General features: G+C 73.4%; 26 protein-coding genes. 3 read left to right on the top strand and 23 right to left on the bottom strand.

Translation table 11 applies throughout. From position 1 onward, the window contains the following. Positions 1–6 precede the first annotated feature (6 nt). The 4 genes from LN652_RS12790 to LN652_RS12805 form a co-directional block, all read right to left on the bottom strand. Positions 7–2,463, bottom strand: coding sequence for an immune inhibitor A domain-containing protein (locus LN652_RS12790; RefSeq protein ID WP_230441018.1), 2,457 nt, complete (start codon positions 2,461–2,463; stop codon positions 7–9). Positions 2,464–2,584: 121 nt separating this feature from the next. Next, positions 2,585–4,003: an MFS transporter gene (locus LN652_RS12795; protein WP_230441019.1), complete on the bottom strand. Its 1,419-nt coding sequence runs from the start codon at positions 4,001–4,003 to the stop codon at positions 2,585–2,587. Between the two features lie 37 nt (positions 4,004–4,040). Beyond that, complete coding sequence (locus LN652_RS12800) at positions 4,041–4,979, bottom strand: homocysteine S-methyltransferase family protein (RefSeq protein WP_230441020.1); 939 nt, start codon at positions 4,977–4,979, stop codon at positions 4,041–4,043. Positions 4,980–5,058: 79 nt separating this feature from the next. Further along, positions 5,059–6,264: an MFS transporter gene (locus LN652_RS12805; RefSeq protein WP_230441021.1), complete on the bottom strand. Its 1,206-nt coding sequence runs from the start codon at positions 6,262–6,264 to the stop codon at positions 5,059–5,061. A 130-nt stretch (positions 6,265–6,394) separates the two neighbouring features. Here LN652_RS12805 and LN652_RS12810 point away from each other — a divergent pair, with 130 nt between their 5' ends. Then, on the top strand, positions 6,395–6,835 hold the full coding sequence (locus LN652_RS12810) for a MarR family winged helix-turn-helix transcriptional regulator (RefSeq protein WP_230441022.1): 441 nt from the start codon (positions 6,395–6,397) through the stop codon (positions 6,833–6,835). A 39-nt stretch (positions 6,836–6,874) separates the two neighbouring features. On the opposite strand, the gene LN652_RS12815 is transcribed toward LN652_RS12810, so the two are convergent. After that, a complete protein-coding gene (locus LN652_RS12815) occupies positions 6,875–7,594 on the bottom strand; it encodes a Pr6Pr family membrane protein (RefSeq protein WP_230441023.1) in 720 nt (239 codons plus the stop codon). A gap of 74 nt (positions 7,595–7,668) precedes the next feature. Between LN652_RS12815 and LN652_RS12820 the strand changes: the two genes are divergently transcribed. Continuing rightward, positions 7,669–8,106 carry an MOSC domain-containing protein gene (locus tag LN652_RS12820; RefSeq protein WP_230441024.1) on the top strand — a complete coding sequence of 146 codons (438 nt, stop codon included), beginning with the start codon at positions 7,669–7,671 and terminating at the stop codon, positions 8,104–8,106. Positions 8,107–8,116: 10 nt separating this feature from the next. Here the strand turns inward: LN652_RS12820 and LN652_RS12825 are convergent, their stop codons facing one another. The 16 genes from LN652_RS12825 to fgd form a co-directional block, all read right to left on the bottom strand. After that, positions 8,117–8,479: a bleomycin resistance protein gene (locus LN652_RS12825; protein ID WP_230441025.1), complete on the bottom strand. Its 363-nt coding sequence runs from the start codon at positions 8,477–8,479 to the stop codon at positions 8,117–8,119. Between the two features lie 16 nt (positions 8,480–8,495). Then, positions 8,496–9,047 (bottom strand): phosphotransferase, encoded by a 552-nt coding sequence (locus tag LN652_RS12830; protein ID WP_230441026.1) that lies wholly within the window; start codon positions 9,045–9,047, stop codon positions 8,496–8,498. 101 nt (positions 9,048–9,148) lie between these two features. Then, complete coding sequence (gene katG / locus LN652_RS12835; RefSeq protein WP_407941496.1) at positions 9,149–11,407, bottom strand: catalase/peroxidase HPI; 2,259 nt, start codon at positions 11,405–11,407, stop codon at positions 9,149–9,151. Between the two features lie 11 nt (positions 11,408–11,418). After that, complete coding sequence (locus LN652_RS12840) at positions 11,419–11,883, bottom strand: Fur family transcriptional regulator (protein WP_230441027.1); 465 nt, start codon at positions 11,881–11,883, stop codon at positions 11,419–11,421. Positions 11,884–12,075: 192 nt separating this feature from the next. Beyond that, complete coding sequence (locus LN652_RS12845; protein WP_230441028.1) at positions 12,076–12,630, bottom strand: GNAT family N-acetyltransferase; 555 nt, start codon at positions 12,628–12,630, stop codon at positions 12,076–12,078. 192 nt (positions 12,631–12,822) lie between these two features. Beyond that, positions 12,823–13,803 (bottom strand): SDR family NAD(P)-dependent oxidoreductase, encoded by a 981-nt coding sequence (locus tag LN652_RS12850; protein WP_230441029.1) that lies wholly within the window; start codon positions 13,801–13,803, stop codon positions 12,823–12,825. Continuing rightward, positions 13,803–14,672: an aldo/keto reductase gene (locus LN652_RS12855; RefSeq protein WP_230441030.1), complete on the bottom strand. Its 870-nt coding sequence runs from the start codon at positions 14,670–14,672 to the stop codon at positions 13,803–13,805. The genes LN652_RS12850 and LN652_RS12855 overlap by 1 nt, the downstream gene beginning before the upstream one ends. Before the next feature lie 10 nt (positions 14,673–14,682). Next, on the bottom strand, positions 14,683–15,318 hold the full coding sequence (locus LN652_RS12860; RefSeq protein WP_230441031.1) for a response regulator: 636 nt from the start codon (positions 15,316–15,318) through the stop codon (positions 14,683–14,685). Beyond that, the gene (locus tag LN652_RS12865) at positions 15,315–16,598 is read right to left on the bottom strand and encodes a sensor histidine kinase (RefSeq protein WP_230441032.1); all 1,284 of its coding nucleotides are present in this window, start codon (positions 16,596–16,598) and stop codon (positions 15,315–15,317) included. The genes LN652_RS12860 and LN652_RS12865 overlap by 4 nt, the downstream gene beginning before the upstream one ends. Before the next feature lie 16 nt (positions 16,599–16,614). Beyond that, on the bottom strand, positions 16,615–17,190 hold the full coding sequence (locus tag LN652_RS12870; RefSeq protein WP_230441033.1) for a hypothetical protein: 576 nt from the start codon (positions 17,188–17,190) through the stop codon (positions 16,615–16,617). A gap of 136 nt (positions 17,191–17,326) precedes the next feature. Further along, positions 17,327–18,145: a hypothetical protein gene (locus LN652_RS12875; RefSeq protein WP_230441034.1), complete on the bottom strand. Its 819-nt coding sequence runs from the start codon at positions 18,143–18,145 to the stop codon at positions 17,327–17,329. A 110-nt stretch (positions 18,146–18,255) separates the two neighbouring features. Next, positions 18,256–18,831 (bottom strand): TMEM165/GDT1 family protein, encoded by a 576-nt coding sequence (locus LN652_RS12880; RefSeq protein WP_230441035.1) that lies wholly within the window; start codon positions 18,829–18,831, stop codon positions 18,256–18,258. A 258-nt stretch (positions 18,832–19,089) separates the two neighbouring features. Then, on the bottom strand, positions 19,090–19,551 hold the full coding sequence (locus LN652_RS12885) for a BLUF domain-containing protein (protein ID WP_230441036.1): 462 nt from the start codon (positions 19,549–19,551) through the stop codon (positions 19,090–19,092). Between the two features lie 83 nt (positions 19,552–19,634). Next, the gene (locus LN652_RS12890) at positions 19,635–20,567 is read right to left on the bottom strand and encodes an NADP-dependent oxidoreductase (protein ID WP_230441037.1); all 933 of its coding nucleotides are present in this window, start codon (positions 20,565–20,567) and stop codon (positions 19,635–19,637) included. A gap of 79 nt (positions 20,568–20,646) precedes the next feature. Continuing rightward, positions 20,647–20,961 carry a hypothetical protein gene (locus LN652_RS12895; protein WP_230441038.1) on the bottom strand — a complete coding sequence of 105 codons (315 nt, stop codon included), beginning with the start codon at positions 20,959–20,961 and terminating at the stop codon, positions 20,647–20,649. Positions 20,962–21,046: 85 nt separating this feature from the next. Further along, positions 21,047–22,069, bottom strand: coding sequence for a glucose-6-phosphate dehydrogenase (coenzyme-F420) (gene fgd / locus LN652_RS12900; RefSeq protein ID WP_230441039.1), 1,023 nt, complete (start codon positions 22,067–22,069; stop codon positions 21,047–21,049). 59 nt (positions 22,070–22,128) lie between these two features. Between fgd and LN652_RS12905 the strand changes: the two genes are divergently transcribed. Further along, the gene (locus LN652_RS12905) at positions 22,129–23,115 is read left to right on the top strand and encodes a TIGR03619 family F420-dependent LLM class oxidoreductase (protein ID WP_230441040.1); all 987 of its coding nucleotides are present in this window, start codon (positions 22,129–22,131) and stop codon (positions 23,113–23,115) included. Here LN652_RS12905 and LN652_RS12910 read toward each other — a convergent pair. Continuing rightward, a complete protein-coding gene (locus LN652_RS12910; protein ID WP_230441041.1) occupies positions 23,112–24,098 on the bottom strand; it encodes an LLM class flavin-dependent oxidoreductase in 987 nt (328 codons plus the stop codon). The genes LN652_RS12905 and LN652_RS12910 overlap by 4 nt on opposite strands. Positions 24,099–24,210: 112 nt before the next feature. Beyond that, entirely contained in the window at positions 24,211–25,734 is a 1,524-nt protein-coding gene (locus LN652_RS12915; RefSeq protein ID WP_230441042.1) for an AMP-binding protein, read from the bottom strand. Positions 25,735–25,781 lie beyond the last annotated feature (47 nt).

Below are 25,781 nucleotides of genomic sequence, written 5' to 3' on the forward strand. Positions count from 1 at the left end.
GTCAGGTCACTGCACGCGGATCCGCATCCCGGTGCCGCTCTGGGACAGCACCCGGATCTTCACCCCGACGCCGGCGACCTTGACCCCGACGCGCGGCAGGCCCGCGTCGACGAAGGGCTGGAAGTACCGGTTCGGGTCGCTGTCGTCGAACAGCGGGTTGGCGGCACGGCCCCGGACGTAGGAGCGCTGGCCACCGGCGGTGAGGTAGAACGAGTCCGACTTCTGCAGGCCGAACGGCGCGTCGTAGGTCTGGATGCGACCGCGCCACGCCGTGCCCTGCAGGTTGTAGTGGGCCTGCGGGTTGGCGTCGACCGGCAGCACCAGGCCACCACCGGGGTGCTGGCTGGTGTTGTTGTCGGTGTAGGACGAGTCCCAGTAGTTGACCACCAGGCCGTCCTGGTAGGGGAACTTCTCCACGAAGTCGGGCCGGGTGTCGGGGAAGCTGAAGTTGTACGGCCCGGTCTGGAGGTACTGGTCGTAGGAGGTGTAGGTGCGGTTGCTGGCCAGGTAGAACTGGTCGTAGGCGGTGTCGTAGCCCGCGCCGATCGAGCGGAAGCCGTCGAGCGTCCAGCCGTTGGGCGTGGTCTCGGCGCCGTCGGCGAAGACCGTGGTGCCGCCGTTGGTCACCTTGATGTCGTCGACCAGCAGGCCCGACCAGCCCAGGCTCGCGTCCTGGCCCTGCACCGCGCCGTCGGTGACGTAGCGGGCGCGCAGCCCGATCGTCTGGCCGGCGTAGGCGGACAGGTCGAAGGTCGCGGCGACGTAGCCGTTGCTGACGCCGTCGATGCCGGCCTCCTTGGCCGGGTCGTTGGCGGGGTTGGTGTCGCCGTCGGTGTCGGGGTCGATCGCGGAGGTGTCGAGCGGCGTCCAGGTGCCGCTGCCGGCGGGCGCCTCGACCTCGAGGTAGCCGAAGTCGTAGTCCTCCTCGATGTTCCACGCGGCCTTGAGCGACAGCGTGGTGGTGCCGGCCGGGACCGCGAGGTCGGCGCGCGACATCGAGGCGGAGTAGCCGTCACCGGAGCCGGAGAACCACTGCTTCGTGCCCTCGGCCGGGGTCACCAGGTTCGTGGTGACCTGCTTGTCGGGCAGCACCACCGCGACGCCCTGCGCCTTGGCCGAGTTGTACTCGTGGGGGCCGAGGTCGACGGTGCGGTCCTGGCCCGCGACGACGGTCTCGTAGTCGAGCCAGCCGAGCTGGAGCTTGTCCCAGACGCCGAGGTCGGCGGCACGGGTGCCGATGCCCTGGTCGCCCGCGGCCGACACGCGGCTCTGCGCCATCAGTGTCCACCAGCTGACCGGGTTGTCGCCCGAGGCGGCGGTGTCGTAGTGGTCGGGCAGGCCGAGGTCGTGGCCGTACTCGTGGGCGACCACCGAGATGCCGCCGTTCTCCGGCTGCACGGTGTAGTCGGCGACCCAGATGCCGGTGTTGCCGATCTGGGTGCCGCCGTCGGGGTTGGCCACGCCGGCGACCGTCGGGCCCTGGCCGGTGCCCTGGAACGCCTTCCAGCGGTGGCTCCAGATGGCGTCCTCGCCGTAGATCGGGTCGCCGTCGGCCTGGTCGCCGCCGGAGTGGATGATCTGGAAGCGGTCGATGTAGCCGTCGGGCTCGTCGAAGTTGCCGTCGCCGTCGAAGTCGTAGCGGTCGCGGATGTCGTACTGCGACACGATGCGCTTGATCTGGGCGTCGGTCTTGCCGGCGGCCTTCTGGTCCGCGACCCACTGGGTCATGCCGTCGGAGACGAGGTTCCAGGTGTTGTTGCAGACGTTGCCGGCGCACGGGTAGCCGTTGCTGCGGCCGTAGCGGGCCTCGTTGTAGGGGACGGTCGTGAAGTCGGTGACCATGCCCTCGACGCTGTAGCGGCCCGAGGACTGGCGCTCGTAGTAGCTCTTGAGCGAGTCGGCCAGCTCGCCGTCACCGAAGTAGAGGTCCTTGTAGTACTTCTTCGTGTAGGTCCGGCGCCACTGGGTGGAGTTGTCGTCGGCCCCCGGCTTCGGGATCTCGTTGAACCCGGGGCCCTCGAACGTGGTCGGGCCCGCGACGGCCGGATCGGTGTCGCGGTCGGGGTAGTCGGGGTGGCGCTGGTTGCCGAAGTCGACGAGGAACACGAAGACCTTGTCGGTGCGCTCGTTGCTGAGCTCGACGTACTGGTCCTGGGTGGCGGCCGCCTTCCGGCGCGCCTGCGTGCTGCCCGCCGCGGCCGGCTCCTTGCCGACCTTGAGCACGCGGTTGCCGGCGATCGTCTGCGGCGAGGCCTCGCCGCTGAGCACGTCGGCCCAGGCCTGCTGGCGCAGCGCGGCCTGCTTCTCCGCCTCCGGGTTGGGCAGCACGTGCTCGGTGTTCGCCGCATGCGCCTCCCCGACGCTGCGGTGAGCCGACTGCGGTGCGGCTGCTGAGGGAGCCAGGGACAACGCCCCGGCTCCGGTGATCAGGGCAAGGGACAGCCCGAGGGTCGTGGATCTCACGAGTCTTTCCTTTCCGAGAGACAGCCGGTCGGGCGGGTCCGCCCCGAGAACCTGCTGTCGGTCGAAACCCTAGGCGTGACCTACGACACTGACCAGACCCTCGTCCCGGTCCCTCGTCGGCTCAGGCGCCGGGCTGCGCCTCCACCTGCTGCGGGGGCGCGGCCGCGTAGGCCGACGACAGCCGGCGGTAGGGCGCGGAGGCCAGCGCCAGCAGCACGGTCACGAACATGATCGCGCCGGCCAGCATGAACACCAGGGCGATGCCGCGGGCGTCGCCGTCGCCGACCAGCCACCCCCAGGCGTCGCGGCCCTGCTCGGACTCCATGTAGGGGATGAGGGCGAACTCCGCGATCGGCCCGATGAGGAAGGCCGAGAACGGGCTGGCGGCCACCTCGACGCTCTGCGCGAAGCCGAAGACCCGGCCCTGGGTGCGGAACGGCACCACCCGCTGCAGGATCGTCTGCTCCGCGGACTCGGCGGCCGGGATGATCGCCATGAAGACGAAGATGCCCAGGACGTAGAGCGAGGCCCACTCGCGCACCGTGAACGTCATGCCGAGCACGGCGACGCCGAGGTTGACCAGGAGCAGCGTGCGGACCGGGTTGGCGCCGAGGCCGAACCGGGCCACCAGGCCGCCGCCGACCACGAAGCCGAGGCCGGTGACGCCGAGCACCAGGCCCCACGCCTCGACGCTGAACAGCTCGAGGCCGTAGGGGTCCATGAGCGCCATGTAGACGCCGCCGACGAGGTTGTTGAACGTGGAGAAGGCGATCAGCGCGACCAGTCCGGGCACCGGGGTGATCGCCGCGACCGCGCCGCGCACGTCGAAGCGCGAGCCGCCGGCCTCCGGGTCGGGGGGCAGCTCGGGGATCTCGATGGGGAGCAGGTGGAGCAGCGAGAGGCCGGTGAGCGCGACCGCGATGCCGACGGTCCAGCCCATCCCGAGCAGCCCCACGCTGAGGCCGCTGAAGACGCTGGTGATCATGAAGGCGATGCCCTGGACGGTGCCGACCAGGCCGTTGGCCTTGTCGCGACCGTCCTCCGGGACGAGCAGCGTCACGGTCGTCGACAGCGCGATGTTGCGCAGGCTCTCGACCACGCCACCGACGAGGATCACCGCGGTGAACAGCCAGAACCAGGCGCTGCCCCAGTCGGCGAGCCGGTCCTCGCCGAGCAGCAGCCACAGCCCGCCCGACGCGGCGTAGGCGACGAGGGTGATGGTCGAGGAGGTGACCATCACCTGCTTCTTGCGGTGGTGGTCGACCAGGGTGCCGAAGAAGGTGCCGAGGACGGCCGTGAACAGCATGTAGCCGCCGCCGATGATCGCGGTGGCCATCACCGAGCGGGTCTCGAGGTAGGCCCAGAACGTGAGCGCGAACCAGAGGTAGCTCGAGGTGACGTTGGCGACGAGGGTGTTGCCGAGGACCTGGCGGAACGCACGGAGCGTCTCCGGGCCGCGGGTCACGCCCGGCGGCAGGTGAGCCTCGAGCTGCGGCGCGGCCGGGTCCGCCGGGATGGGGTCGAGGTCGTCGAGGGGCACCCGAGGAGCGTAGGCGTCACCACCGACACCGCGCCTGCTACTTTCCGGTCGGCGACCACCCGTCCCACATCGCCGCGACGTGGCGCGCGTCGGTGCCGCAGCAGCCGCCGACCACCCGGACCGCCGGGAGCGCCGAGGCGAGGGCGCGGGTACGGGCGGTGAGGTCGGGCACGTCGCCCTCGTCGAGCTCCTCGGCCTCGTCGAGCTCGGCGTGGCTGAGCCGCGAGGAGTTCACCCGCAGCCCCGCGACCCGGTCCTGCCACGCCCCGCCGTCGAGGGCCGGGGCCACGTGGTCGGGGTGCGCGCAGTTGACCAGCAGGTGGGCGGCGCCCGCGCCGGTCGCCGCGTCGAGCGCCGCCACCGCCTCCCCCAGCGGGGTCCCGTCGGGCAGGCGGGCGTCGGTCTCGACGGTGAAGGACACCGCGACCGGCAGGTCGGCGTCCTGCGCCGCGCGCACCACGCCGACGGCCTCCGCGACCGTGGTGAGCGTGTACGCCGTCGCCAGGTCCGCGCCCGCCTCCGCGAACGCGCCGACCTGGTGGCGGTGGTAGGCGGCGTAGGCGTCGGCGTCGAGGTCGCCGGCGGTGTAGCCGTCGCCCCGCGGGCCGACCGACCCGCCCACCAGCATCCCGGCCACCTCGCCGGCCGCGTCGCCGGCCAGGCCGCGCAGGAACTCGACGGCGTCCCGGTTGACCCGCGCGGTCGCGTCCGCGTCGTAGCCCAGCCGCTGCCCCCAGTCCGTGCTGGCGCGCCAGGTAGGGGTCTCCAGCAGCAGGCCGGCCCCCGCGCGCGCGGCGACGTCGGCGTAGGCCCGGTAGTAGTCGGCGAGGACCCGGCGACCGTCGGCGTCGTCGAGGAGGGGGAACGCCGCGAAGTCGGGCAGGTCGATCCCGTGGTGGAAGAGCAGGTCGGTCTCGAGGCCGCCGTCGGTCACCCAGCCCCGGTCCGTCGCCGGCAGCTTCCAGGTCGTGGTCATGGGCACCTCCGCGGGTCGACCTCCCGGTCTAGCACCGCCGACGTCGCGCGTCACCGCGGTCTGGACCGGTGGCCGGGGGTCACGGCACCGGCACCTCGGGGCGTACGGCGCCCTCGTCCGGCACGGCCTCCGGCGAGGCGTCGGCGCCGCGCCCGCGCGGGTCGGCGAGGACCAGCAGCACCAGCGCGAGCGCGGTCAGCCCGGCGCCGGCCCAGATCGGGGAGACGTAGCCCAGGCCGGCCGCGATGGTCACGCCGCCGAGCCAGGCGCCGAGCGCGTTGCCGACGTTGAAGGCGGCGATGTTGGCGCCGCTGGCGAGCGTGGGTGCGCCGCCGGCGTGGGTCATCACCCGCATCTGCAGCGCCGGCACCGTCGCGAAGCCGAAGCCACCCATCAGCACCAGACCGAGCACGGTCATCACCTGGCTCGAGGCGGTGAGCGCGAAGACCGCCATCACCACGACGAGCGCGGACAGCGCGACGAGCAGCGTGCCGCGCACGGAGCGGTTGGCGGCACGCCCGCCGAGGACGTTGCCGGCGACCAGGCCGACACCGAAGAGCACCAGCAGCCACGGCACCGCCGACGGCGCGAAGCCGCTGACGCCGGTCAGGGTGAAGGCGATGTAGGTGAAGGCGCCGAACATGCCGCCGTAGCCGAGGACGGTGAGCAGCAGCGAGACCCAGACCTGCGGCTCGGCGAACGCCCGGACCTCGCGGCGGAGGTCGGCGCCGGCGTCGCCGCGCTGCGCAGGGACGAGCACCGCGATCGCGACCAGCGCGAGGACGCCGATGACGGTGATCGCCCAGAACGCCGCACGCCAGCCCCACTGCTGGCCGACGAGCGTGCCGGCCGGGACGCCGAGGACGTTGGCGAGGGTCAGCCCGCCGAACATCAGGGCGATGGCGCCGGCCTTCTTGTCCGGAGCCACCATGTCGGCCGCGACGACCGAGCCGATGCCGAAGAACGCGCCGTGGCAGAGCGCGGCGACGACGCGCCCGACGAGCATGGCGTCGTAGGTCGGGGCGAGCGCGCTCAGCGCGTTGCCGACGACGAAGAGGCCCATCAGCCCGAGCAGCACCTGCTTGCGCGGGAGGCGGGTGACGCCGGCGGTGAGCGGGATGGCGCCGATGGCGACGGCGAGCGCGTAGCCCGAGATCAGCCACCCGGCGGTCGCCTCGTCGACGGCGAAGTCGGCGGCGACCTCGGGGAGCAGGCCGGCGATGACGAACTCGGTCAGGCCGATGCCGAATCCCCCGACGGCGAGTGCCAGCAGTCCTGGCTTCATGGTGTCCTCCAGTGGTGAGCGTGTGCAAATACAGGCGTGTGCAACTTCTTGGTCGAGGTTAGTTGCACACGCTGCATGTTGCAAACGCTGGTAAAGTGACACCGACGACATCCCGACCACGGAGGAACCGATGGGCATCAGCGACGACGCCGTCGAGGTGCGCGCCCGCGGCTGGCGGCGGCTGGCCGCGCTGCACCAGCTGATCGAGGCGCGGCTCGAGCGCGCGCTGCAGGCCGGGCACGAGCTGTCGGTGGTCGAGTTCACCGTGCTCGACGCGCTGTCGCGCCAGGACGGCTGGCACCTCCGGATGGCCCAGCTGGCCCGCGCCACCGGCCTCTCGCCGAGCGCCACCACCCGGCTGGTCAACCGGCTCGAGGGCCGAGGCCTGATCACCCGCATCCTGTGCGAGGACGACCGCCGCGGGATCTACACCGAGCCGACCGACGCCGGCCGGGCACTGCTCCGGGCCGCCCGGCCCACCCACGACCAGGTCCTCGACGAGGCGCTGCGCGAGGCGGGCGAGACCCCGGAGCTCAGCGACCTCGCGCGCACCGTCGTCGAGCTCGTCTGAGCCGGCGCCGGCCGAGGACCCGCCGGGCTCGCGACGGGCTCAGTCCAGGGTCGGTCGCGCAGCCCGGCGCTGCAGGCGACGCTCGACGCCCCAGAACACGGCCGCGACGACGAGGCCGAAGAGCAGGATGACCAGCAGCGTCACCGACACCGAGGCGTAGCCGAACTCCTCGACGTTGGCGAAGCCGTAGGGGTAGGCGTGCACGACCGCGCCGCGCGCCAGCATCCACCCGATCCACGCCAGCGGGACCACCAGCGCCAGGGGCACCTCCCGCAGCGTGATCCACCCGCGCGGGCCCCACACCACCCACACCAGCACGGTGAGGGCCGGCGTGACGACGTGCAGGACCGGGTCGGTCAGCAGCGACCAGCCGGTCACGTCGACCGACGGCGCCAGCAGCACCTGGTAGACGATCGCGGTCACCGTGATCATCAGCAGGCCGGTCAGGCGCAGCACCCGGACCACGCGGGTCGCGCGCAGCGGCCGGGCGAGCAGCAGCGTCACCGACACCGCGACCACGACGTTGGACCAGATCGTGAAGTAGCTCAGCGTGTCGACCACCCGCGCGACGGTGCCGGCCGCACCCCGCGCGGTGTCGCCGTAGAGCCCGGCCTCCACCGGCACCCGGTCGTAGCCGTCGAGCGCCGACACCACCAGCGTCGCCGCCACCCCGAGCCAGGCGACCCCGGCGTTGAGGGCGTACGCCGCGCGGGCGGCGGTGGTCGGCTCGGTCTCGCTCGCGGCAGGCGTGGTGGTCACGGTCGGAGTATGGCGCTCAGGCGGGCGGGAGGGACTCCGCGACCTGCCGAAACCGGGCGACGTACCGTCTCCCCGTGAGCCCGCACGTCCACGCCCTCCACGTCGCCCCCGGCCGCCGGCTGCCGACGAAGTCGGTCGACTCGGTGGACGCCGAGGCGGGCGCCGGCCTGGTCGGCGACCGCTACCACGGCAGCCGTCACCGGCACGTCACCGTGCAGGCGCTCGACGACCTCGAGACCGCCGCCGAGGTCCTCGGCCGCCCGATCGACCCCGGCCTGACCCGGCGCAACGTCACCGTCGACCGCGGACCGCTGCCGACGCGTCCCGGCGAGCGGATGACGATCGGCGACGTCGAGCTGGAGGTGGTCCGGATCGCCGCCCCCTGCCGGCTGCTCGACGACTGGCTCGGCGAGGGCGCGATGGCCGCGCTCAGGTCGCCCCGCGGCGGCACCGTCTTCCGGCTGCTGACGTCCGGCACGATCCGCGTCGGCGACCCCGCCACCTGGCAGTAGACCGGGAGTATCAGGGGTTCTGCACCAGCCGCAGCAGGGTGCCGTCGGGGTCGACGAGGTAGCCGATCCGCATCCCGGAGGCCTCGACCGTCGGGGCGTGCAGCCGCGGCCAGCCGGTACGCCGCTCGGGCAGGCCGGCGCGCACGCACGCGGCGTACAACCCGTCGAGGTCGTCGACACGCAGGCAGCAGCCCGCCGCGGTCGTGGCCGGGTCGACCGAGGGGTCGGGGAACAGCTCGAGGGCCAGGCCGCCGCGCTCGAGGATCATCCAGCCCGGGTCGCGGTAGGTCACGACGAACCCGAGCGCGGCATAGAACGCGGCGCTCGCGTCGAGGTCGCGGGACGGGAGGTTGGGCGTCGCGTGGTCGGCCATGGAGCCACGCTAGAGGTCACATCCGTGCGCGCAGCACGTCGAACTCGCACCCGGGCGAGTCCGGGTCGAAGCCGTGCTCGAGCAGCCAGCGGGCCGCGAGCAGGCTCCGGGCCGACCACCAGCCGGTGACGACGTCGACGTCGACCCCGCCGCCGTAGCCCGACACGACGTCGGCGAGCCGGTCCTCGTGGCCCAGGGTCAGCACGGCGAGGTCGTACGCCCCGTCGCCCGGGCCGGCCTCCGACCAGTCCAGCACCCCGGTGACGGTGTCGCCGTCGACGAAGACGTGCATCGTCTGCAGGTCTCCGTGGGCGAACACCGGGTCGTGGGGTCGCAGCGCCGGTCGGGCCACCTCGAGGTTGCGCTCGACCAGGTCGGCGGGCAGCCGGCCGAGCGCGAGCACCGGCGGGGTGTGCCACAGCACCGGCGCCGTCGGCACCGGCGCCAGCCGCATCGCCTCGACCTCGCGCGCGGACCGGTCCGGGTCGGCGTCGACCTTCACGAACACGTCGCCGACGCGGAGCGTGGCCCGCTCCCGGTGCGCGACGACGACCTCGACCTCCTCCACCCGGCCAGTATCACCGCCCGCGGCCGCCGTGCCACCGCCCGGACGCACCGCGGCCCGGGCCCCACGACGGGGACCCGGGCCGCGGGCGTACGACGGTGGCGTCAGGCCGTGACGTCGTAGCGGTCGTTGTCCATGACCTTGGCCCACGCGGCCACGAAGTCGCGGACGAACCGCTCGTGGGAGCCGTCCTGGGCGTAGACCTCGGCGACCGCGCGCAGCTCGGAGCTCGACGCGAAGACGAGGTCCGCGCGCGTCCCGGTCCAGGCGTTGCCGCCGACGCTCGCCTCGAAGCGGTCGTTGGAGCCGGCCGGGCTCCAGACCGTGCCGAGGTCGAGGAGGTTGACGAAGAAGTCGTTCGTCAGCTGGCCCGGACGCTCGGTGAGGACCCCGTCGGTGGACGCGGCGGTGTTGGCGCCGAGCACCCGCAGGCCGCCGACCAGCACGGTCATCTCCGGCGCCGTGAGGTTGAGCAGGTTGGCCTTGTCGACCAGCAGGTACTCCGCCGGCAGCTTGGCGTCGGACCGCTTGAAGTTGCGGAACCCGTCGGCCTGCGGCTCGAGCCAGGCGAACGACTCGACGTCGGTCTGCTCCTGGGTGGCGTCGCCGCGACCCGGGGTGAACGGCACCTCGACGCTCACGCCGGCGGCCGCAGCAGCCTGCTCCACGCCGACGTTGCCGGCCAGGACGACCGTGTCGGCGAAGGTGATGTCGTGGGCGTCGGCGATGCCCTCGAGGACGGTGACGACGCCGGCCAGCTGGCGCGGGTCGTTGGCCTCCCAGCTGCGCTGCGGCTCGAGGCGGATGCGACCGCCGTTGGCGCCGCCACGCTTGTCGGAGTGGCGGTACGACGACGCGGCGGCCCAGGCGGTCGAGACCAGCTGGCTGACGGTCAGGCCGGCGTCGGCGATCGCCTGCTTGACCGCGGCGACCGTCTCCTCGGTGGCCACGTGGGCCGGCGCCGGGATCGGGTCCTGCCAGAGCAGCTCCTCGCTCGGGACCTCGGGGCCGAGGTAGCGCGCGACCGGGCCCATGTCGCGGTGGGTCAGCTTGAACCACGCGCGGGCGAAGGCGTCGGCGAACTCGTCGGGGTTCTCCAGGAAGCGGCGCGAGATGGCCTCGTACGCCGGGTCCATCCGCAGCGCGAGGTCGGTGGTGAGCATCGTCGGGAGACGCTTCGCGCCGCCCTCGTCGGGCGCCGGGATGATCGCCTCGGCGTCCTTGGCCACCCACTGCGCGGCGCCGGCCGGCGACTTCGTGAGCTCCCACTCGTACTGGAAGAGGATCTCGAAGAAGCGGTTGCTCCACTGCGTCGGGACGTCGGTCCAGGTGACCTCGAGGCCCGAGGTGATCGCGTCCTTGCCGACGCCGGTGCCGTAGGTCGACAGCCAGCCCATGCCGCCGGTCTCGATCGGCGCGCCCTCGGGCTCGGGGCCGACGTGCTCCTCCGGGTCGGCCGCGCCGTGGGTCTTGCCGAAGGTGTGGCCGCCGGCGATCAGCGCGACGGTCTCCTCGTCGTTCATCGCCATCCGGGCGAAGGTGTCGCGGATGTCGTGGGCGGCGAGGACCGGGTCGGGGTTGCCCTCCGGGCCCTCGGGGTTGACGTAGATCAGGCCCATCTGGACCGCGGCCAGCGGGTTGTCGAGCTCGCGGTCGCCCTTGTAGCGCTGCGCGCCGCCCTGGTCGCCACCGAGCCACTCGGTCTCCGGACCCCAGTAGACGTCGGCGTCCGGCTCCCAGGCGTCGACGCGACCGCCGGCGAAGCCGAAGGTCTCGAAGCCCATCGACTCGAGCGCGACGTTGCCGGTCAGCACCATCAGGTCGGCCCACGAGATCGCGTTGCCGTACTTCTTCTTCACCGGCCACAGCAGGCGGCGCGCCTTGTCGAGGTTGCCGTTGTCGGGCCAGGAGTTGAGCGGGGCGAAGCGCTGCTGCCCCGTGCCGGCGCCGCCGCGGCCGTCCTGGACGCGGTACGTCCCGGCGCTGTGCCACGCCATGCGGATCATCAGCGGGCCGTAGTGGCCGAAGTCGGCCGGCCAGAAGTCCTGGCTGTCGGTGAGGACCGCGGCGATGTCGGCCTTGAGGGCCGGCAGGTCGAGGGCGGAGAACGCCTCGGCGTAGTCGAAGTCGGCGCCGAGCGGGTTGATGGCCGGCTGGTTCTTCGCGAGGATCTTGAGGTTGAGCCGCTCGGGCCACCACTCGCTGTTGGCGTCGCCCTGGGTGGGGTGGACGTTGCCGCTGTGCAGGACGGGGCAGGACGTGGCGCCGCCCTGCTCGTTCATCTCGCCGACCTCGGCGTTGGCCTCGTTGCTCGCCGAGGTGTCGGTCGAGCGGGAGGAGTCGTTGGGCAGGTCGTCGGACATGCGGGTTCCCTTCAGGTGGGGTTGGCGGTGGTGGGGGAGGTGGACGGGGTGCTGGCGCAGGCGGGGCACAGGCCCCAGTAGGTGACCTCGGCCTCGTCGATGACGAAGCCGTGGTCGTCGGACGCGTCGAGGCACGGCCGGTGGCCGACGGCGCAGTCGACGTCGGCGACCGTGCCGCACGAGCGGCAGACCACGTGGTGGTGGTTGTCGCCGACGCGCAGCTCGTAGCGGGCGACCGAGCCGGCGGGCTGGATCCGGCGGACGAGGCCCGCGTCGGTGAGGGCGCCGAGGACGTCGTAGACCGCCTGGTGGGAGACGGTCGCCTCCTCGGTGCGGACGGCCGCCAGCACCGTGCCGGTGTCGGCGTGGGGGTGGCGGCGGACGGCACGCAGGACGGCCAGGCGCGGGCGGGTGACCCGCAGGTCGGCGCCGCGGAGCAGGTCGTCGAAACCCGGCTCGGTCGTGTGGTCGTCCATCGCCACCACCCTGCCCGCGTTTCTTGAACGAGTCAAGTTTTCTTCGGGCGGCCGGGTGTAGTCCAGTGAGGGATGGCTGTCGGACGGCCTCACGGGCAGCCGACCGTCACTGGACTACCACCCCCCGCCGGACGGTCTGACGAGCGAGGGGCGTACGCCGTCGGGGCTGCCGGGCGTGTCCGCGCGGCGCGGTCAGGGGCGCGCGGGCAGCCCGTGCCAGTCGCCCGCGAGCACGGCCCAGACCTCGAGGTCCTGGCGCTCCTCGCCCACCCGGAAGACCTCGCGGAGGGTGCCCTCGTGGGTGAGCCCGAGGCGCTCGGCGACGCGCCGGCTGGCGAGGTTGCCCGGCGCGCAGCGCCACTCGACGCGGTGCAGGCCGCGCTCGTCGAAGGCCCAGTCGAGCATCGCGGCGACCGCGCGGGTCACGATCCCGCGACCGCGCGCCGGCGAGGCGAGGAAGGCGCCGGCCTCGGCGATGCCGGAGCGGGCGTTGATGCTCGGGAAGAGGGTCCCGCCCATCAGCTCGCCGCCGACCCACACGCCGTACAGCCGCCGCGCGCCGTCCGCACGGCCGCGGACGAAGCCGTCGACGAAGCCGCGGGCGCCGTCGACCTCCTCGAAGCCCTGCCACGGCAGCCAGTCGTAGAAGTCCGGGCCGTGCGCCCGGAAGAGCCCGGCGAGCTGCTCGGCGTGCCACGGCTCGAGGTCGGCGAGGTGGACGTCGTCGTCGATCGGCAGGCTCAGCACGCGCGCCACCCTAGGCGACGTCCGCCCCGGGGTAGTCCAGTGAGGGATGGCTGTCGGAAGGCCTCACGGACAGCCAACCGTCACTGGACTACCCGACGAGGACAGCCATCCGTCACTGGACTACCCCCGGGCCCGAGCGCGCAGGGCCAGGCGAACGCCCGCGGCCAGACCTACGCCCGCGGCCGCCGGCCGTCACGGCAGCCCGGCGGCGTCCTCCAGCCAGGCCCAGGCCCGTGCGAGGGCGTCGGCCGAGGGGCGGGTGGTGGGCAGCAGGCTGGTCGGGCGCGGGACCCGGTCGTGCCAGAACCGACCGGTGGGCGGCGCGGGCTCGACGGCGGCGAGCCAGACGCTGGTGTCGGCGCCTTGGGCGTCGTCGCGCAGCACCCGCCGGGTGATCTTCTGGAACGTCGGCAGGGACTCCTGCACGCCGGGGGTGTCGGCCCAGCCGGGGTGCATCACCGCGACGGTGATGCCGTCGCCCGCCCAGCGCTCGCCGAGCAGCGGCGCCAGCTCGACCTGCATTCGCTTGGAACGGGCGTAGGCGGTGGTGGGCGAGTAGTCGCCGGTGAGGTAGCCGGGGTCGTCGGCCCGCAGCGACTGGGCGTACATCCCGCCGCTGCTGACCAGCACGACCCGTCCGCCGGCGAGCGGGCCGCGCAGCGCCTCGGTCATGACGACCGGACCGAGGACGTGCACGGCCATGCTGAGCTCGTGGCCCTGGGCGGACTCGGTGCGCTCGGGCGGCATCACGCCGGCGTTGTGGACGATCGCGTGCAGCTCGGGCACCTCGGCGGCGAAGGCGTCGGCGAAGCGGCGCACGTCGTCGAGGTCGCCGACGTCGCAGCGCCACAGCCGCAGCTGCGCAGCCGGCTGCTCCGTCCGGATCCGGTCGGCCGCCCGCTCGCCCTTCGTCTCGTCGCGCACCAGCAGGTGGACCGTCGCGCCGAGGTCGGCCAGCCCGGCCGCGGTGGCGATGCCGAGGCCCGAGCTCGCGCCGGTGACCAGCACGTCCCGCCCGGCGAGGACGCCGGGTGCGGGGTCGGCCGGCCAGCCGGGCAGCTTCTTGCGCACGGCGAGGCCGATGGTGGTGTAGCCGAGCACCAGCGACCGGTCGAGGACCGAGTCGACGGCGCGCGAGAGCAGCGGACGGCCCGCCGGAGGCGCCACGGCCATCAGCTCGCGTCGAGCCGCGCGAGCTCGTCGGCGGTGAGGTCGAGGGCGGCCGCCGCGGCCGAGTCGGTGATCGAGGACGGCCGCTTGGCGCCGGGGATCGGGATGACGACCGGCGACTGCGCCAGCTCCCAGGCCAGCGCGACCTGCTGGGCGCTCACGCCGCGCTCGGAGGCGACCTCGGCGAAGGCCGGGTGCTTCTCGGCCAGCTCCTTGGCGTCCGACAGGCCGCCGAGCGGGCTCCACGGCAGGAACGCGATGCCGAGCTCGTCGCACACGTCGATCTCCGGCTTGCTGGACCGGAACTTCGGGCTGAACTGGTTCTGCACGCTGACGAGCGCGTCGCCGAGCACGGCGTGTGCCGCGCGGATCTGGTCGGGGTCGGCGTTGGACAGGCCCACGCCCGCGACCTTGCCGCTGTCGGCGATCTCCTTGATGGTGCCGATCACCTCGTCGTAGGGCACCGCCGGGTCGGGACGGTGGTGCTGCCACAGCGCGATCTGCTCGACGCCGAGGCGCTGGAGGCTGGCGTCGACGGCGCCGCGGAGGTGGTCGGCGGAGCTGTCGAGCCCCCAGCCGCCGCCCTCGGTGCGGACGTGGCCGCCCTTGGTGGCCAGCAGCACGCGGTCGCGGACGCCGAGCTCGTCGAGGATCGAGGCGATCAGCCGCTCGTTGGCGCCCTGGGCGTCGGCGCCCAGCTCCTCGCCGGGGCCGTAGGCGTCGGCGGTGTCGAAGAGGGTGACGCCCGCGTCGAGCGCGGCGGTCACGGTGTCGAGGAGCTGCTGGCGCGGCTGCGCGCCGGTCTGGTCGAAGGTCATCAGGCCGAGGCCGATCGCGCCGACCTGGTGGCTGCCGAGGGTGCGTGTCTGCATGCCCCCGAGACTACGAGGGGTCGACCAACCCGTTGCGCTGGGCCCAAAGCGCCGCCTGGGTGCGGTCGGCGACGCCGATGCGCTGGTAGGCCGAGGTCAGGTGGGCCTTCACGGTGCGCTCGGTGACCCCGAGCCGCTGGGCGATCTGCTTGTTGAGCAGCCCCTGCACCACCAGCCGCAGCACCTCGGTCTCGCGCGGCGAGAGGCCGGCGGTGGGGTCGGGCGCGGCGTCGGCCCGGGCCGCCAGCAACCGCCGGGCGGCGCGCGGGTCGATCGGCGACTCCCCGCGCGCGACCGCGCGGATGCCGTCGAGCAGCACCTCGGGCTCGGCGTCCTTGAGCAGGTAGCCCACCGCGCCGGCGTCGATCGCGGCGTGGATGCGCGCCTGGTCGGAGAACGACGTCAGCACCAGCACCTCCGTGCCGAGCGCCTCGGCGAGGATCGCGCGGGTCGCCTCCACCCCGTCGACGCCCGGCATCTGCAGGTCCATCAGCGCCACGTCGGGCCGGTGCTCGCGGACCATCTCGATCGCCTCGGCCCCGTTGGTCGCCACGCCGACGACCTCGAGGTCGTCGGTGGAGTCGATCAGGCCGGTGAGCCCACGTCGTACGACGTGGTGGTCGTCGGCCACCACCACTCGGATCATCGGACCGGCACCTCCATGCGCAGCGCGGTCCCGTCCCCCGGAGCCGACTCGACCTCCAGTGTGCCCCCCGACTCCCGGACCAGGCCCTCGAGGTTGCGCAGGCCGAAGTGTCCCTCGGGTCCCTCGGCGTCCGGGTCGAAGCCGCGGCCGTCGTCCACGACCTCCAGCACGAGGGTGTCGCCCTCGCGGCGCACCGTGACCGACACCCGGGTGGCGGAGGCGTGGTGGACGACGTTGCGCACCGCTTCCTGCGCGACCCGCCAGGTGAGCGCGACGACGCCCTCGCTGGCGCCGTCGTCGCCGGACACGTCGACGTCGACGGCCGTCCCGGTCGCGGTGAGGGGGGCGGCGAGGTCGTGCAGCGCGGCGGACAGCCCGCCCGCGTGCAGGTCGGGCGGGTAGATCTCGACCAGCAGCGACCGCAGCGAGCGCATGCTGGTGCGCAGCGACCGGCTCACCTCGTCGAGCTCGCCCCGCACCTGCGGGGCCAGGGAGCCGGACGAGGAGACGGTCGAGAGGGCGAAGGACGAGCCGGCGAGGTCCTGCACGACGCCGTCGTGCAGGTCGCGCGCGATCCGCAGGCGCTCGGCGTCCGAGGCGCGCACCGCCGCCTGCAGCAGCTCCTCGCGGACCCGCGCCCCGCGCGCGATGCGCCGCGCGAGCAGCAGCACGAGCGGGGTGGTGAGGGCGAGCAGGACGATGAGCGACCCGAGGGTGATCGGGAGGAAGCGGGCCAGCACGGCCTCGCGCTGCCGGCCGATCTGGCCGGCGGTGAAGTAGGCCTCGAAGAGCAGGGGCTCGCCCTCGGGCGACCAGATCTGGGTGTAGACCTCGAGCAGGTCGGGGCCGAGCTCGCGCTCGAATCGGTTCTCGGGCTTGGAGAGGTCGGACAGCTCGGCGTCGGTGCGCCCCTCGCGCAGCGCCTCGAGCTCGTCCTCGTCGAGCGGGTAGACCGACCCGATCAGCTCGGTGCGGTCGCTGTAGACGATGGTGCCGTCGGCCTTCCAGATCTTGATCCGGCGCACGTCGCCGACCAGGAGCCGGTCGAGCACCTTGCGGTCGAGCCGGTCGATCGCCGCCGGGTCCGCGCTCACCAGGCCGCGCGGCACCGCCGGCTGCGCCACCGAGCGACCGAGCACCTGGGTGAGGGTGCGGGCGTCGTCGATCGCCTCCTCGTCGGCGGCGTCGCGGCTCAGCCAGCTGGTCGCGACCCCGACGAGCACCAGCACCACGACGCCCGCGGCGAGGAACTGCACCACGGGGTGGGTGAGCCAGCGCATGCGACCTCCTGTGTGGTCAGTAGTGGACCACACCCCGGCAGACCTGTCCCCCGTACGTCGCGCGGAACGCGACCTTGTCGGTGCCGGCGAGGTCGACGATCGTGCGCTCGACGTCGAAGGAGCCGCTCGGCCCGGACGTACGCCCCCGGCCGCGCGCGGTGACCGAGCCGTTGTGGCGCAGCTTCCAGTCCCACTGCTGGCCGGAGCGGCCGCTGTCGACCTCGCCCTCGACCTCGAGCCTGCCGTCGTCGGACTTGACCTTGACCTTCCACTCGGTGCCTCCGCCGCGGCAGGAGCCGCGCGCCTCGACCCGGTCGTCGCCGGCGCGGCCGGAACCGCTGCTCGTCGAGCCGCCACCGGAGCCGCCCGAGGCGCTGTCGTCCACGCCGTCGTCCGCGCCGCCCCCGCCCGAACCGCCCGACCCTCCCGAGCCGCCCGAGTCGTCGCCGCCCTCGCCGCCGCCCGGGTCGAACCGCACGGCGGAGTCGCCGCCGCCGTGGGCGGAGGCGGGCGCGGCGAGCGGCGTCACGAGCGCGACGGCACCCACGACGACGGCCGCCGTGGCGCGGGCGAGATGGGGTCGGTTGAGCACAGGTCCTCCTTGTCGGGACAAGCGTGCCGCAGCCCGGCCCGGCGCAGAAGGTGTCCGATGGTGCTAGTACCCCGACGGCCGGGAGCGCCCGACCGGTGGTCGCGGCTCGTGCGCGCCAGCCGGGACGGGCATGGCCTCAGGATGCCTTGCCGTAGCGGATGGTCCTGGCCAGGGACTTCGCGCGCTTGCCGGTGCCCTTGGTGACGGTGACGGTCACCGTGACCTGCTTGCCCTTCCAGCCGCGCTTGACCTTGAGGGCGCGATAGCCGCGCGACACGACCTGCGCGGGCTTGCCCTTGGCCTTCACGGTCCACACGTACGCGACGTGGGTGCCGGCGGCGCGGGTCTCGGAGATGGTGAGGTTCGAGCCGATCTTCGCTGTCGGCTGCGCGTACGCGTACGACCACGCCTGCACGGGGATGCGTGCGCTGTTGTCTCCGGCGAGGTCCTCACAGGAGGGGCGGGTGGTGTACCCGCTGGTGGACCCGGTGTAGGTGTAGGGGTCGTAGCCGGGCTTGGTGACGGTGAGCGTGTAGTCGATCGAGGGACCGAGACGGTCGCTGATCGCGGACGGGCGATGGGTGGCGTAGCGCGGGTCCTCGCCGAACCCGACGTAGATGAAGGCGTCGAAGCCGCGCAGCGTCGAGGTGCGCTCGGTGACCACCTCTCCGCACGACGACAGCACCGCGCGCAGCGTGGTGTCCTTGGTCTCGCTGGTCATCACCGTGGTCGGGGTGCCCCCGAAGGGGTGCAGGGAGAACTGGATGCCCGCGAGGCTCGACGTGGAGAGGAGCTCCTGCGCCGACACGTCGTAGAGCACGAGGGTCTCGGCCTCCGGAACGGGCACCGCAGACGCGGGGGCGGCGGCCGCGCCGACGACGAGCGTCGACGCCGCCGCCGCACCGATCAGGGTGGTGAGTCGGCCGAAGCCTCGGCTGGTCTGGCGCGCGATCATGACGTCCCCCTCGTGGACCGGCCTCGGTGCCGGGTGGGAGAAGACTAGGCAAGCGCGCCGGCGCGCGCTGCAGACCTGTCCGATCCGACGCCACGGACCAGGTGGGGGGCTCAGGCCGTGAGGCCCTGCACCAGCAGCAGCAGGCCGAAGACGACGAAGGCCGCGGTCGCGCCGTAGCGGATCGCCTTCTCCGGCAGCCGGCGACCGAGGACGGCGCCGACGCCGATGGCGAGCGCGTCGGCGGCGACCATGCCGACGGTGGAGCCGATCCAGGTGCCGAACCAGCCCTCGTGGGTGGCGAGGGTGATCGTGGCGAGCATGGTCTTGTCGCCGAGCTCGGCGAGGAAGAACGCCACGCTGACGGCGAGGATCGCCGCACCCTGGCTGCTGCGCGCCTTGTCGGCCTCCTCCTCGGTGAGCTCGTCGCCGCGCAGGGTCCAGGCGGCGAAGCCGAGGAAGGCGAGGCCGGCGACGACGTTGATCGCGGCCTGGTAGTCGCCGAACGCCGACCCGATCGCCGCGCCGATGCCGACGGAGGCGAGGTGCACGATCGCGGTCGCGACGGTGATGCCGATCAGCACGTCGCGGGCGCGGTAGCGGGCGGCGAACGTCATCGCCATGAGCTGGGACTTGTCGCCGAGCTCGGCGACGAAGATGACGGCGGTGCTCAGGAGCAGCGCATCCATGGGTTCCTCTCCGGCCCGGCCGGAGGTGTGTCCCAGGGAGAACCAGGGTGGACGCGCCTTCGACCAGGCACGTCCATCAACAGGGTCGTGTGCTGGTCGAAAGTCTCGTCCGCCACCGTGACGGTGGCCGGCTGCACCGGACCCGGAGGTCAGTGTGTCGACGCAGCTGTTGGGGACTACTCCCTTTCAGCCTCCACCCTAGGCACGCTCAGGCCCGTGCGCCCAGCCGAGCGGGCGAGGGCTGCGTCACACCCGGGGTCAGACCGCGGTGCGGCGGAACCGCTCGAGCAGCTCGAAGGCCGACTCGGCGTGGGTGTCGAGGTCGCGGCCGACCGAGTGCTTGACGAACGCGGTGTAGCCGACCGTGTCGGCGACCTCGCGGGCGCTCACGTTGCGGAATCCCATCGACCAGGTGGCGAACGCGCGGGCCGCCACGGTGCGGCGGTCGAGGACCTCGATGCGGGTGTGCCGCTCGTCACCGCAGATCGCGTCGAAGACGCTCATCACGTCGGCCTCGGAGCCCTCGAGCGTCTGGATCACGTTGCCGCCGCTGTAGAGCAGCAGGCCGGTGACGCCGAGCTGCTCGTTCTTCGGGCGGATCTGCTCGATCAGCTCGACCAGCTCGTGCACCGTGAGCAGCTCGGTGGCGGTGCTGGTGTAGGTCAGGGTGAGCACGGCACCCTCGACGTGGGCCTCCGGCTCGGCGGTCATCGCACTCATAGCCCGAGCACGGTAGGCACACCCGAGCGGCCGGGACCACACCCGTGGGTGGGGGCGCGGCCGCTCGCGGGGTGATCCCGATCTCAGACGGTGATCGCGATCTTGCCGCCGGGGCTCCCCTCCTCGGAGAGCCGGTGGGCGTCGGCGATCTGCTCGAGCGGGAAGGTGCGGGCCACGGTCACCCGCAGCCGTCCCTGCTCGACCAGGTCGGCGAGCGCGTCGAGGCCGTCGCGGTCCGGGCGCACGAAGACGTAGTGGCCGCCGAAGCCCGCCACGACGTCGGCGTCGGTGACCGTCGCGATCCGCGCGGGGTCCTTCACCTGCGCCGGGGCGTCGGCCAGCGCGTCGCCGCCGACGAGGTCGAGGACCGCGTCGACCGGACCGCCGTGCCCGGCGAGCTGCTCGCTCACCGGTCCGGCCGTGTGGTCGAGGAGCACGGAGGCACCGAGGCTGCGGACCAGGTCGTGGTGGCGCGCGGACGCCGTGCCGATGACCTCGGCGCCGAGCGCGACGGCGATCTGGACGGCGAGCTGGCCGACGCCGCCGGACGCGGCGTGCACGAGCACCCTGTCGCCCGGTCCGACCTCGAGGGCCTCGGTGAGCGCCTGGTACGCGGTCAGCCCGGCGAGCGGCACGGACGCGGCCTCCTCGAAGGAGAGGCCCTCCGGCTTCAGTGCGACGGTGCGCTCCGGGGCGGGCACCAGCTCGGCGGCGGTGCCGGCGTGCACGTCGTCGCGCCGGACGTAGCCCCAGACCTCGTCACCGACCCGCAGCCCGGTGCGGACCGCCGGGCCCACGGCCTCGACGACGCCGGCGACGTCCCAGCCCGGGATGATCGGGAGGTGGTGCGGGAACGCGCCCTGCAGGTAGCCCTCGCGCACCTTCCAGTCGACCGGGTTGACGCTGGTGGCGCGCACCCGCACCAGCACGGTGTCGGGACCGACGGGCGGGTCCGGCCGCTCACCGACGGTGAGGACCTCGGGTCCGCCGAAGCGGTCGTAGCTGGCTGCGCGCATGGGGGTCTCCTCGGGGGCAGGGGATCGGGCGCCGGTGCAACGCCACACCCGGTGGTGGATGTTCCGGCGAGCGGCGGGGTCAGTCGTCGAGGTCGATCGTGCCGACCCAGCGCTCACCGGGGTCGCCGCCCCAGGCGTCCCACGCGACGCGGCCCGGTGAGGGAAAGCCGTCGCCACCGCGGCTGAAGCCCTCCGCGTCCTTGTCGACCTCGTGGCGCGAGAAGTACGCCTGCATCTTGCGCACGACGTCGTCGCTGACCTCCGAGCCACCCGCCAGCTGCGTCGCGCGGCGACGACCGGTGTCGGTGAACCCCTTGCCTGCCTTGCCGTCCTCGATCCAGCGCACGGCCCGCTGCGCGGCCTCCTGCACGTCCTTGGGGGGCTGGTGTCCCACGTGTTCCTCCTCGTCGGTCGGGTCCCGCCCACGCTAGGCACGCCCCGCCCGGCCCCACCTCACCCCCGCGGGCCTCGCCGGCCGGTCAGTCGGTCCCGGGCGCGCCCCCGAGGTCGCGCAGCAGGGGCAGCACGTCGGCGCCGAAGGAGGAGAGGAACTGCTCCTGGTCGTGGCCGGGTGCGTGCACGACGAGGTGGTCGAAGCCCGCGTCGACGTAGGGCCGCACCGCGGCGACGACCTGCTCGGGGGTCGTGGCGATGATCCAGCGGGACGCCACCTGCTCGATCGGCAGCCGGTCGGCGGCCGCCGCCATCTCGACCGGGTCGTCGAGCTGGTGCTTCTGCTCGGCGCTGAGCGACAGCGGCGCCCAGAACCGGCAGTTCTCCAGCGCCTCCTCCTCGGTCGGGGCGTAGGACAGCTTGATCTCGATCATCCGGGCGAGGTCGCCGGGCGAGCGGTCGGCGGCCGCGAGGCCCTCCTCGACGGCCGGCAGGAGCTTGTCGGTGTAGAGGTCCATGCCCTTGCCGCTGGTGCAGATGAAGCCGTCGCCCACCCGGCCGGCGTACTTCGCCATCTGCGGGCCGCCGGCGGCGACGTAGATCGGGACGCCGCCCTCGGGTCGGTCGTAGATCGTGGCGTCGACGGTGCGGTAGTAGTCGCCGTCGAAGGTGACCCGCTCGCCCTCCCACAGCGCGCGCATGAGCCGCACCGCCTCGCGCATCCGGGCCCAGCGCTCCTTGAAGTCGGGCCACTCCCGGAGCCCGACCGAGATCTCGTTGAGCGCCTCGCCGCTGCCGATGCCGAGCACCACCCGGCCCGGGTTGAGCAGCGCCAGCGTGGCGAACTGCTGGGCCAGCACCGCCGGGTTGTAGCGGAAGGTGGGGGTGAGCACGCTGGTGCCGAGCACCACCCGCTCGGTGCGCTCGCCGATCGCGGCCAGCGCGGCCAGCGCGTTGGGGGCGTGGCCGCCCTCGTGCCGCCAGGGCTGGAGGTGGTCGCTCACCCAGACGCTGTCGAGCCCCACCTCCTCGGCCCGGACGCCGAGCTCGACGAGGTCGCGGGGGCCGAACTGCTCGGCCGAGGCCTTGTAGCCGATCGAGAGCGTCATGGGTCGATCCTGTCCCTTCGGGGGCTGTGGGTGCGGGTGCGGGGTGGGAGGGTGGTCGGGTGAGCGACGACCTCCCGGTGCTGGGCCTGGGGCTGCCGGTCTCGGGCCGGTGGGCGACCCCCGCGACGATGATCCACCTCGCCCGGATGGCCGAGGACCTCGGCTGGGCGTCGCTGTGGACCTTCCAGCGGCTCCTGCAGCCGGTCGACGGCGCGCTGGACCCGGGGTGGGAGGCCACGCACAACCCGTCGGCGCGGCCGATCGGTGACGAGGCGTACGCCGCGGTGCACGACGCGGTGCTCCCGCTCGCCCTCGTCGCCGGCCACACGTCGCGGATCGGCCTCGGCACCGCAACGCTCTGCGCGCCGTTCGTGCCTCCCGTGGTGCTGGCCAAGCAGATGGCCACCCTGGACCACCTCAGCGCCGGCCGCGTGACGGTCGGGCTGGGCCTGGGCTGGCTGCCGCAGGAGTACGCGGCCGCCGGGGTGCCGTTCGAGCGCCGGGGCGCCCGGATGGAGGACTACCTCCGCTGCCTGGTCGCCCTGTGGACCGACGACCCGGTCGAGCACGCCGGGGAGTTCTACGCGGTGCCGCGCTCGCACGTGCGGCCCCGTCCAGTCCAGGACCCGCACCCGCCGCTCCTCGTCGGCGGCGCCGCCGACGCCGCCCTGCGCCGGGCCGGTCGGCTGGCGCAGGGCTGGATCGGCAGCACCGCGACCGACCTCGACCGGCTGGAGCACTCGGTGGGCCTGGTCCGGTCGGGGGCCGAGGAGGCCGGGCGCGACCCGGCGGGCGTACGCATCGTGCTGCGGGCCGTCGTGGAGCTGACCGACGCCGACCCGGGGCGCTCGCGCCGTCCCTTCCGCGGCACGGTCGCGCAGGTGCTCGACGACCTGGCGCTGGTCCGCGCGGCGGGGGCCACCGAGGTCTTCGCCGACCTCAACCTCTCCGCCGCGACCCACGACGACGCCGGGCGGGCCGTGGGGCGGGCCGAGCACCTGCTCGACTCCCTCGCTCCGGCCCGCCACGGCTCCGCGGGGGACTAGGACGCCTCGACCTTCGGCATGATGTCGTTCTTGAGGCGCTTGAGGTCGTCGAGGGTCTTCGAGACCGGGACGTCGGCGAAGGGCGGCCAGAGCAGCGGCATCGTCATGCCCGCCTCCTGGTAGGTCTTCAGCATGTCGACGATCTGACGCTCGCTGCCGACGAGGATGTTCGACACCTTGCCGTTGTCGCTCTGGTCGACGTCCTCGTCGGTGATGGTGAACCAGATCATCGAGCACATGTCGAGGTCGTCGATCGACTTGCCGAGCTCCTCGAGCTCGCGGCCGATCGCGGTGCGCCACTCGGTGAACTCCCGCGGGGTGTCCTGGATGCCGATCCAGCCGTGCAGGCCGTACTTGGCGACCCGGTTGGCCGAGCGCTTCGGGTCGCGCAGGCCGCTGAAGTAGATCGGCGGGTGCGGGTCCTGCACGGGCTTGTGGCCGAAGCCGCAGGGCTCGAAGTCGGCGTGCTCGCCGTGGTACTCGAAGGTCTCGTTGGTCCAGATGCCCTGGCAGATCTCGATCGTCTCGCGGACGTGCGAGTGCCGCCGCGCGAACCGCTCGGGGACGCTCGCCGCCGCGAACTCCTCGGGCATCCAGCCCGACCCGATGCCGACGTTGAGCCGGCCGTTGGAGAGGTGGTCGATGGTGGCGCACTCGGCGGCGAACAGCGCCGGGCTGCGGAAGGGCGTGTTGGTGATGCTCATGCCGAAGCGCAGCTTCTCGGTGCGCGCCGCGAGCCACGGCAGGATCGGCCAGCCCTGGAACCACTTGCCGTGGGACTCGACCGGGAGCTGGGTCGGGAACTCCTTCATCATGCCGAAGGGGTACTGCAGCTCCCCGCGGTCGGACGCCTCGGGCGTGACCAGCCGGTCGAGGGTCCACACGGAGTCGAAGTCGAGCTCCTCGGCGAGGTCGGTGAGGTCGGCGAGCTCCTGCACCGTGACGTGGTTGCGGTAGGTCGGCAGGTAGAGGGCGAGCTTCATCGGGTGGTCTCCTCGGGAGCGGACTCGGCCGGTCGGGCCCTTGTGACGTATGACACATTCAGCGCCGCACCGCCCGCAAGGGTGGGACCGCTCATGGTTTCCTCAACGCGCGTCAGAGCAGCTCGCGCAGCTCGCGCTTGAGGACCTTGCCGTAGTTGTTGGTGGGCAGGGACGCCACGAAGCGGTACTCCTTGGGCCGCTTGAAGCGCGCGATCCGGTCCAGGCAGGTGCGGTCGAGCTCGTCGGTGGGCGGCTCGTCGCCGTCGGCCACCACGAAGGCGACCACGGCCTCGCCCCACTCGGGGTCGGGCCTGCCGACCACGGCGACGGCGGCGACCCCCGGGTGGCACAGCAGCGCCTCCTCGACCTCGCGGGGGTAGATGTTCATCCCCCCGCTGATGATCAGGTCCTTCGACCGGTCGCGCAGGGTGAGGAAGCCGTCGTCGTCGAAGCTGCCGACGTCGCCGGTGTGCAGCCACCCGCCGCGCAGCGTCTCGGCGCTCGCGTCCGGCTGCTCCCAGTAGCCCGACATCACCACGCCGCCGCGGACGACGACCTCGCCCACCTCGCCGGCCGGCAGCTCGCGGTCGTCCTCGTCGACGACGCGCACCTCGACGTCGGTGCGCGGGAAGCCGACGCCCTGGACCCGTTCGCGCCACCGCGGGTGGCCGGTGTCGGCGTGGTCGGCCTTGGACAGGCCGGTGATCGTCATCGGGGTCTCGCCCTGGCCGTAGATCTGCGCCAGCCGCGGCCCGAAGGTCGCGAGCGCGTCCTCGAGGTCGGCGAGGTACATCGGCGCGCCGCCGTAGATGATCGTCTTGAGGCCGGCCAGTCCCGACGGGCCCGCGTCCACCAGCGCCGGGTCGGCGGCCAGCCGCTTGACCATGATCGGGGCGGCGAAGAACGACAGCCCCGGCCAGGCCCTCGTGAGCTCGAGCAGCTCGGCGCCGTCCATCGGGCTGCCGGTCGGGAAGACGCTGACGGCACCGCGGGCGACGTGCGGGAGGCCGTAGAGCCCGGAGCCGTGCGACAGCGGCGCGGCGTGCAGGACGCTGTCGGTGGCGGCGACCGGGTCGATGTCGGCGAAGTAGCTGAGCGAGGCCATCAGGAGGTTGCCGTGGGTGAGCGTCGCGCCCTTGGGCCGTCCGGTGGTGCCGCTGGTGTAGAACAGCCAGGCCGGGTCGTCGCGGCCGCGGTCGGCCAGCGGCAGCGGGTCGCGGGCGCGCAGCTCGTCCCACTGCGGGCCGGGGGCGCGCACGACCGCCTCGAGCGACGGCACCTCGCCCAGCAGGGACTCCACGTCCGCGGCGTGCGCGTCGTCGGTGACGACGACCCGGGTGCCGCTGTTCGCCAGGATGAACGCCACCTCGTCGCGGTGCAGGCGGGCGTTGACCGGCACGGCGACCAGCCCCGCGTGCCACGCGGCGTGCTGGACCTCGAGGTAGGCCGGGCAATTGGCCATCACGATCGCGACCCGGTCGCCCGGCTCGAGCCCCATCGCGCGGAACCCGGCCGCGCCACCGGCGACCCGCGCCGCGAACCCGGTCCACGTCGCCGTGACGCGCGCGCCCTCGGCGAGGGCGGGCCGGTCGCCCAGCCGACGACCGTTGCGCGCCACCCACGAGGCGAGGTTCATGGACGACAACCTCGCCCCTGGCCCCCGGCGGGTCAAGCGGTCCGGGG

Origin of the sequence: Nocardioides okcheonensis, assembly GCF_020991065.1 — a bacterium.
GTDB lineage: Bacteria > Actinomycetota > Actinomycetes > Propionibacteriales > Nocardioidaceae > Nocardioides > Nocardioides okcheonensis.

Excerpts from the sequence above, each read along its gene's own strand:
- LN652_RS12800 (WP_230441020.1), bottom strand. The coding sequence starts at position 4,979 with ATGACCACGACCTGGAAGCTGCCGGCGACGGACCGGGGCTGGGTGACC.
- LN652_RS12805 (WP_230441021.1), bottom strand. The coding sequence starts at position 6,264 with ATGAAGCCAGGACTGCTGGCACTCGCCGTCGGGGGATTCGGCATCGGC.
- LN652_RS12810 (WP_230441022.1), top strand. The coding sequence starts at position 6,395 with ATGGGCATCAGCGACGACGCCGTCGAGGTGCGCGCCCGCGGCTGGCGG.
- LN652_RS12825 (WP_230441025.1), bottom strand. The coding sequence starts at position 8,479 with ATGGCCGACCACGCGACGCCCAACCTCCCGTCCCGCGACCTCGACGCG.
- katG (WP_407941496.1), bottom strand. The coding sequence starts at position 11,407 with ATGTCCGACGACCTGCCCAACGACTCCTCCCGCTCGACCGACACCTCG.
- LN652_RS12840 (WP_230441027.1), bottom strand. The coding sequence starts at position 11,883 with ATGGACGACCACACGACCGAGCCGGGTTTCGACGACCTGCTCCGCGGC.
- LN652_RS12850 (WP_230441029.1), bottom strand. The coding sequence starts at position 13,803 with ATGGCCGTGGCGCCTCCGGCGGGCCGTCCGCTGCTCTCGCGCGCCGTC.
- LN652_RS12855 (WP_230441030.1), bottom strand. The coding sequence starts at position 14,672 with ATGCAGACACGCACCCTCGGCAGCCACCAGGTCGGCGCGATCGGCCTC.
- LN652_RS12860 (WP_230441031.1), bottom strand. The coding sequence starts at position 15,318 with ATGATCCGAGTGGTGGTGGCCGACGACCACCACGTCGTACGACGTGGG.
- LN652_RS12865 (WP_230441032.1), bottom strand. The coding sequence starts at position 16,598 with ATGCGCTGGCTCACCCACCCCGTGGTGCAGTTCCTCGCCGCGGGCGTC.
- LN652_RS12875 (WP_230441034.1), bottom strand. The coding sequence starts at position 18,145 with ATGATCGCGCGCCAGACCAGCCGAGGCTTCGGCCGACTCACCACCCTG.
- LN652_RS12880 (WP_230441035.1), bottom strand. The coding sequence starts at position 18,831 with ATGGATGCGCTGCTCCTGAGCACCGCCGTCATCTTCGTCGCCGAGCTC.
- LN652_RS12885 (WP_230441036.1), bottom strand. The coding sequence starts at position 19,551 with ATGAGTGCGATGACCGCCGAGCCGGAGGCCCACGTCGAGGGTGCCGTG.
- LN652_RS12890 (WP_230441037.1), bottom strand. The coding sequence starts at position 20,567 with ATGCGCGCAGCCAGCTACGACCGCTTCGGCGGACCCGAGGTCCTCACC.
- fgd (WP_230441039.1), bottom strand. The coding sequence starts at position 22,069 with ATGACGCTCTCGATCGGCTACAAGGCCTCGGCCGAGCAGTTCGGCCCC.
- LN652_RS12910 (WP_230441041.1), bottom strand. The coding sequence starts at position 24,098 with ATGAAGCTCGCCCTCTACCTGCCGACCTACCGCAACCACGTCACGGTG.
- LN652_RS12915 (WP_230441042.1), bottom strand. The coding sequence starts at position 25,734 with ATGAACCTCGCCTCGTGGGTGGCGCGCAACGGTCGTCGGCTGGGCGAC.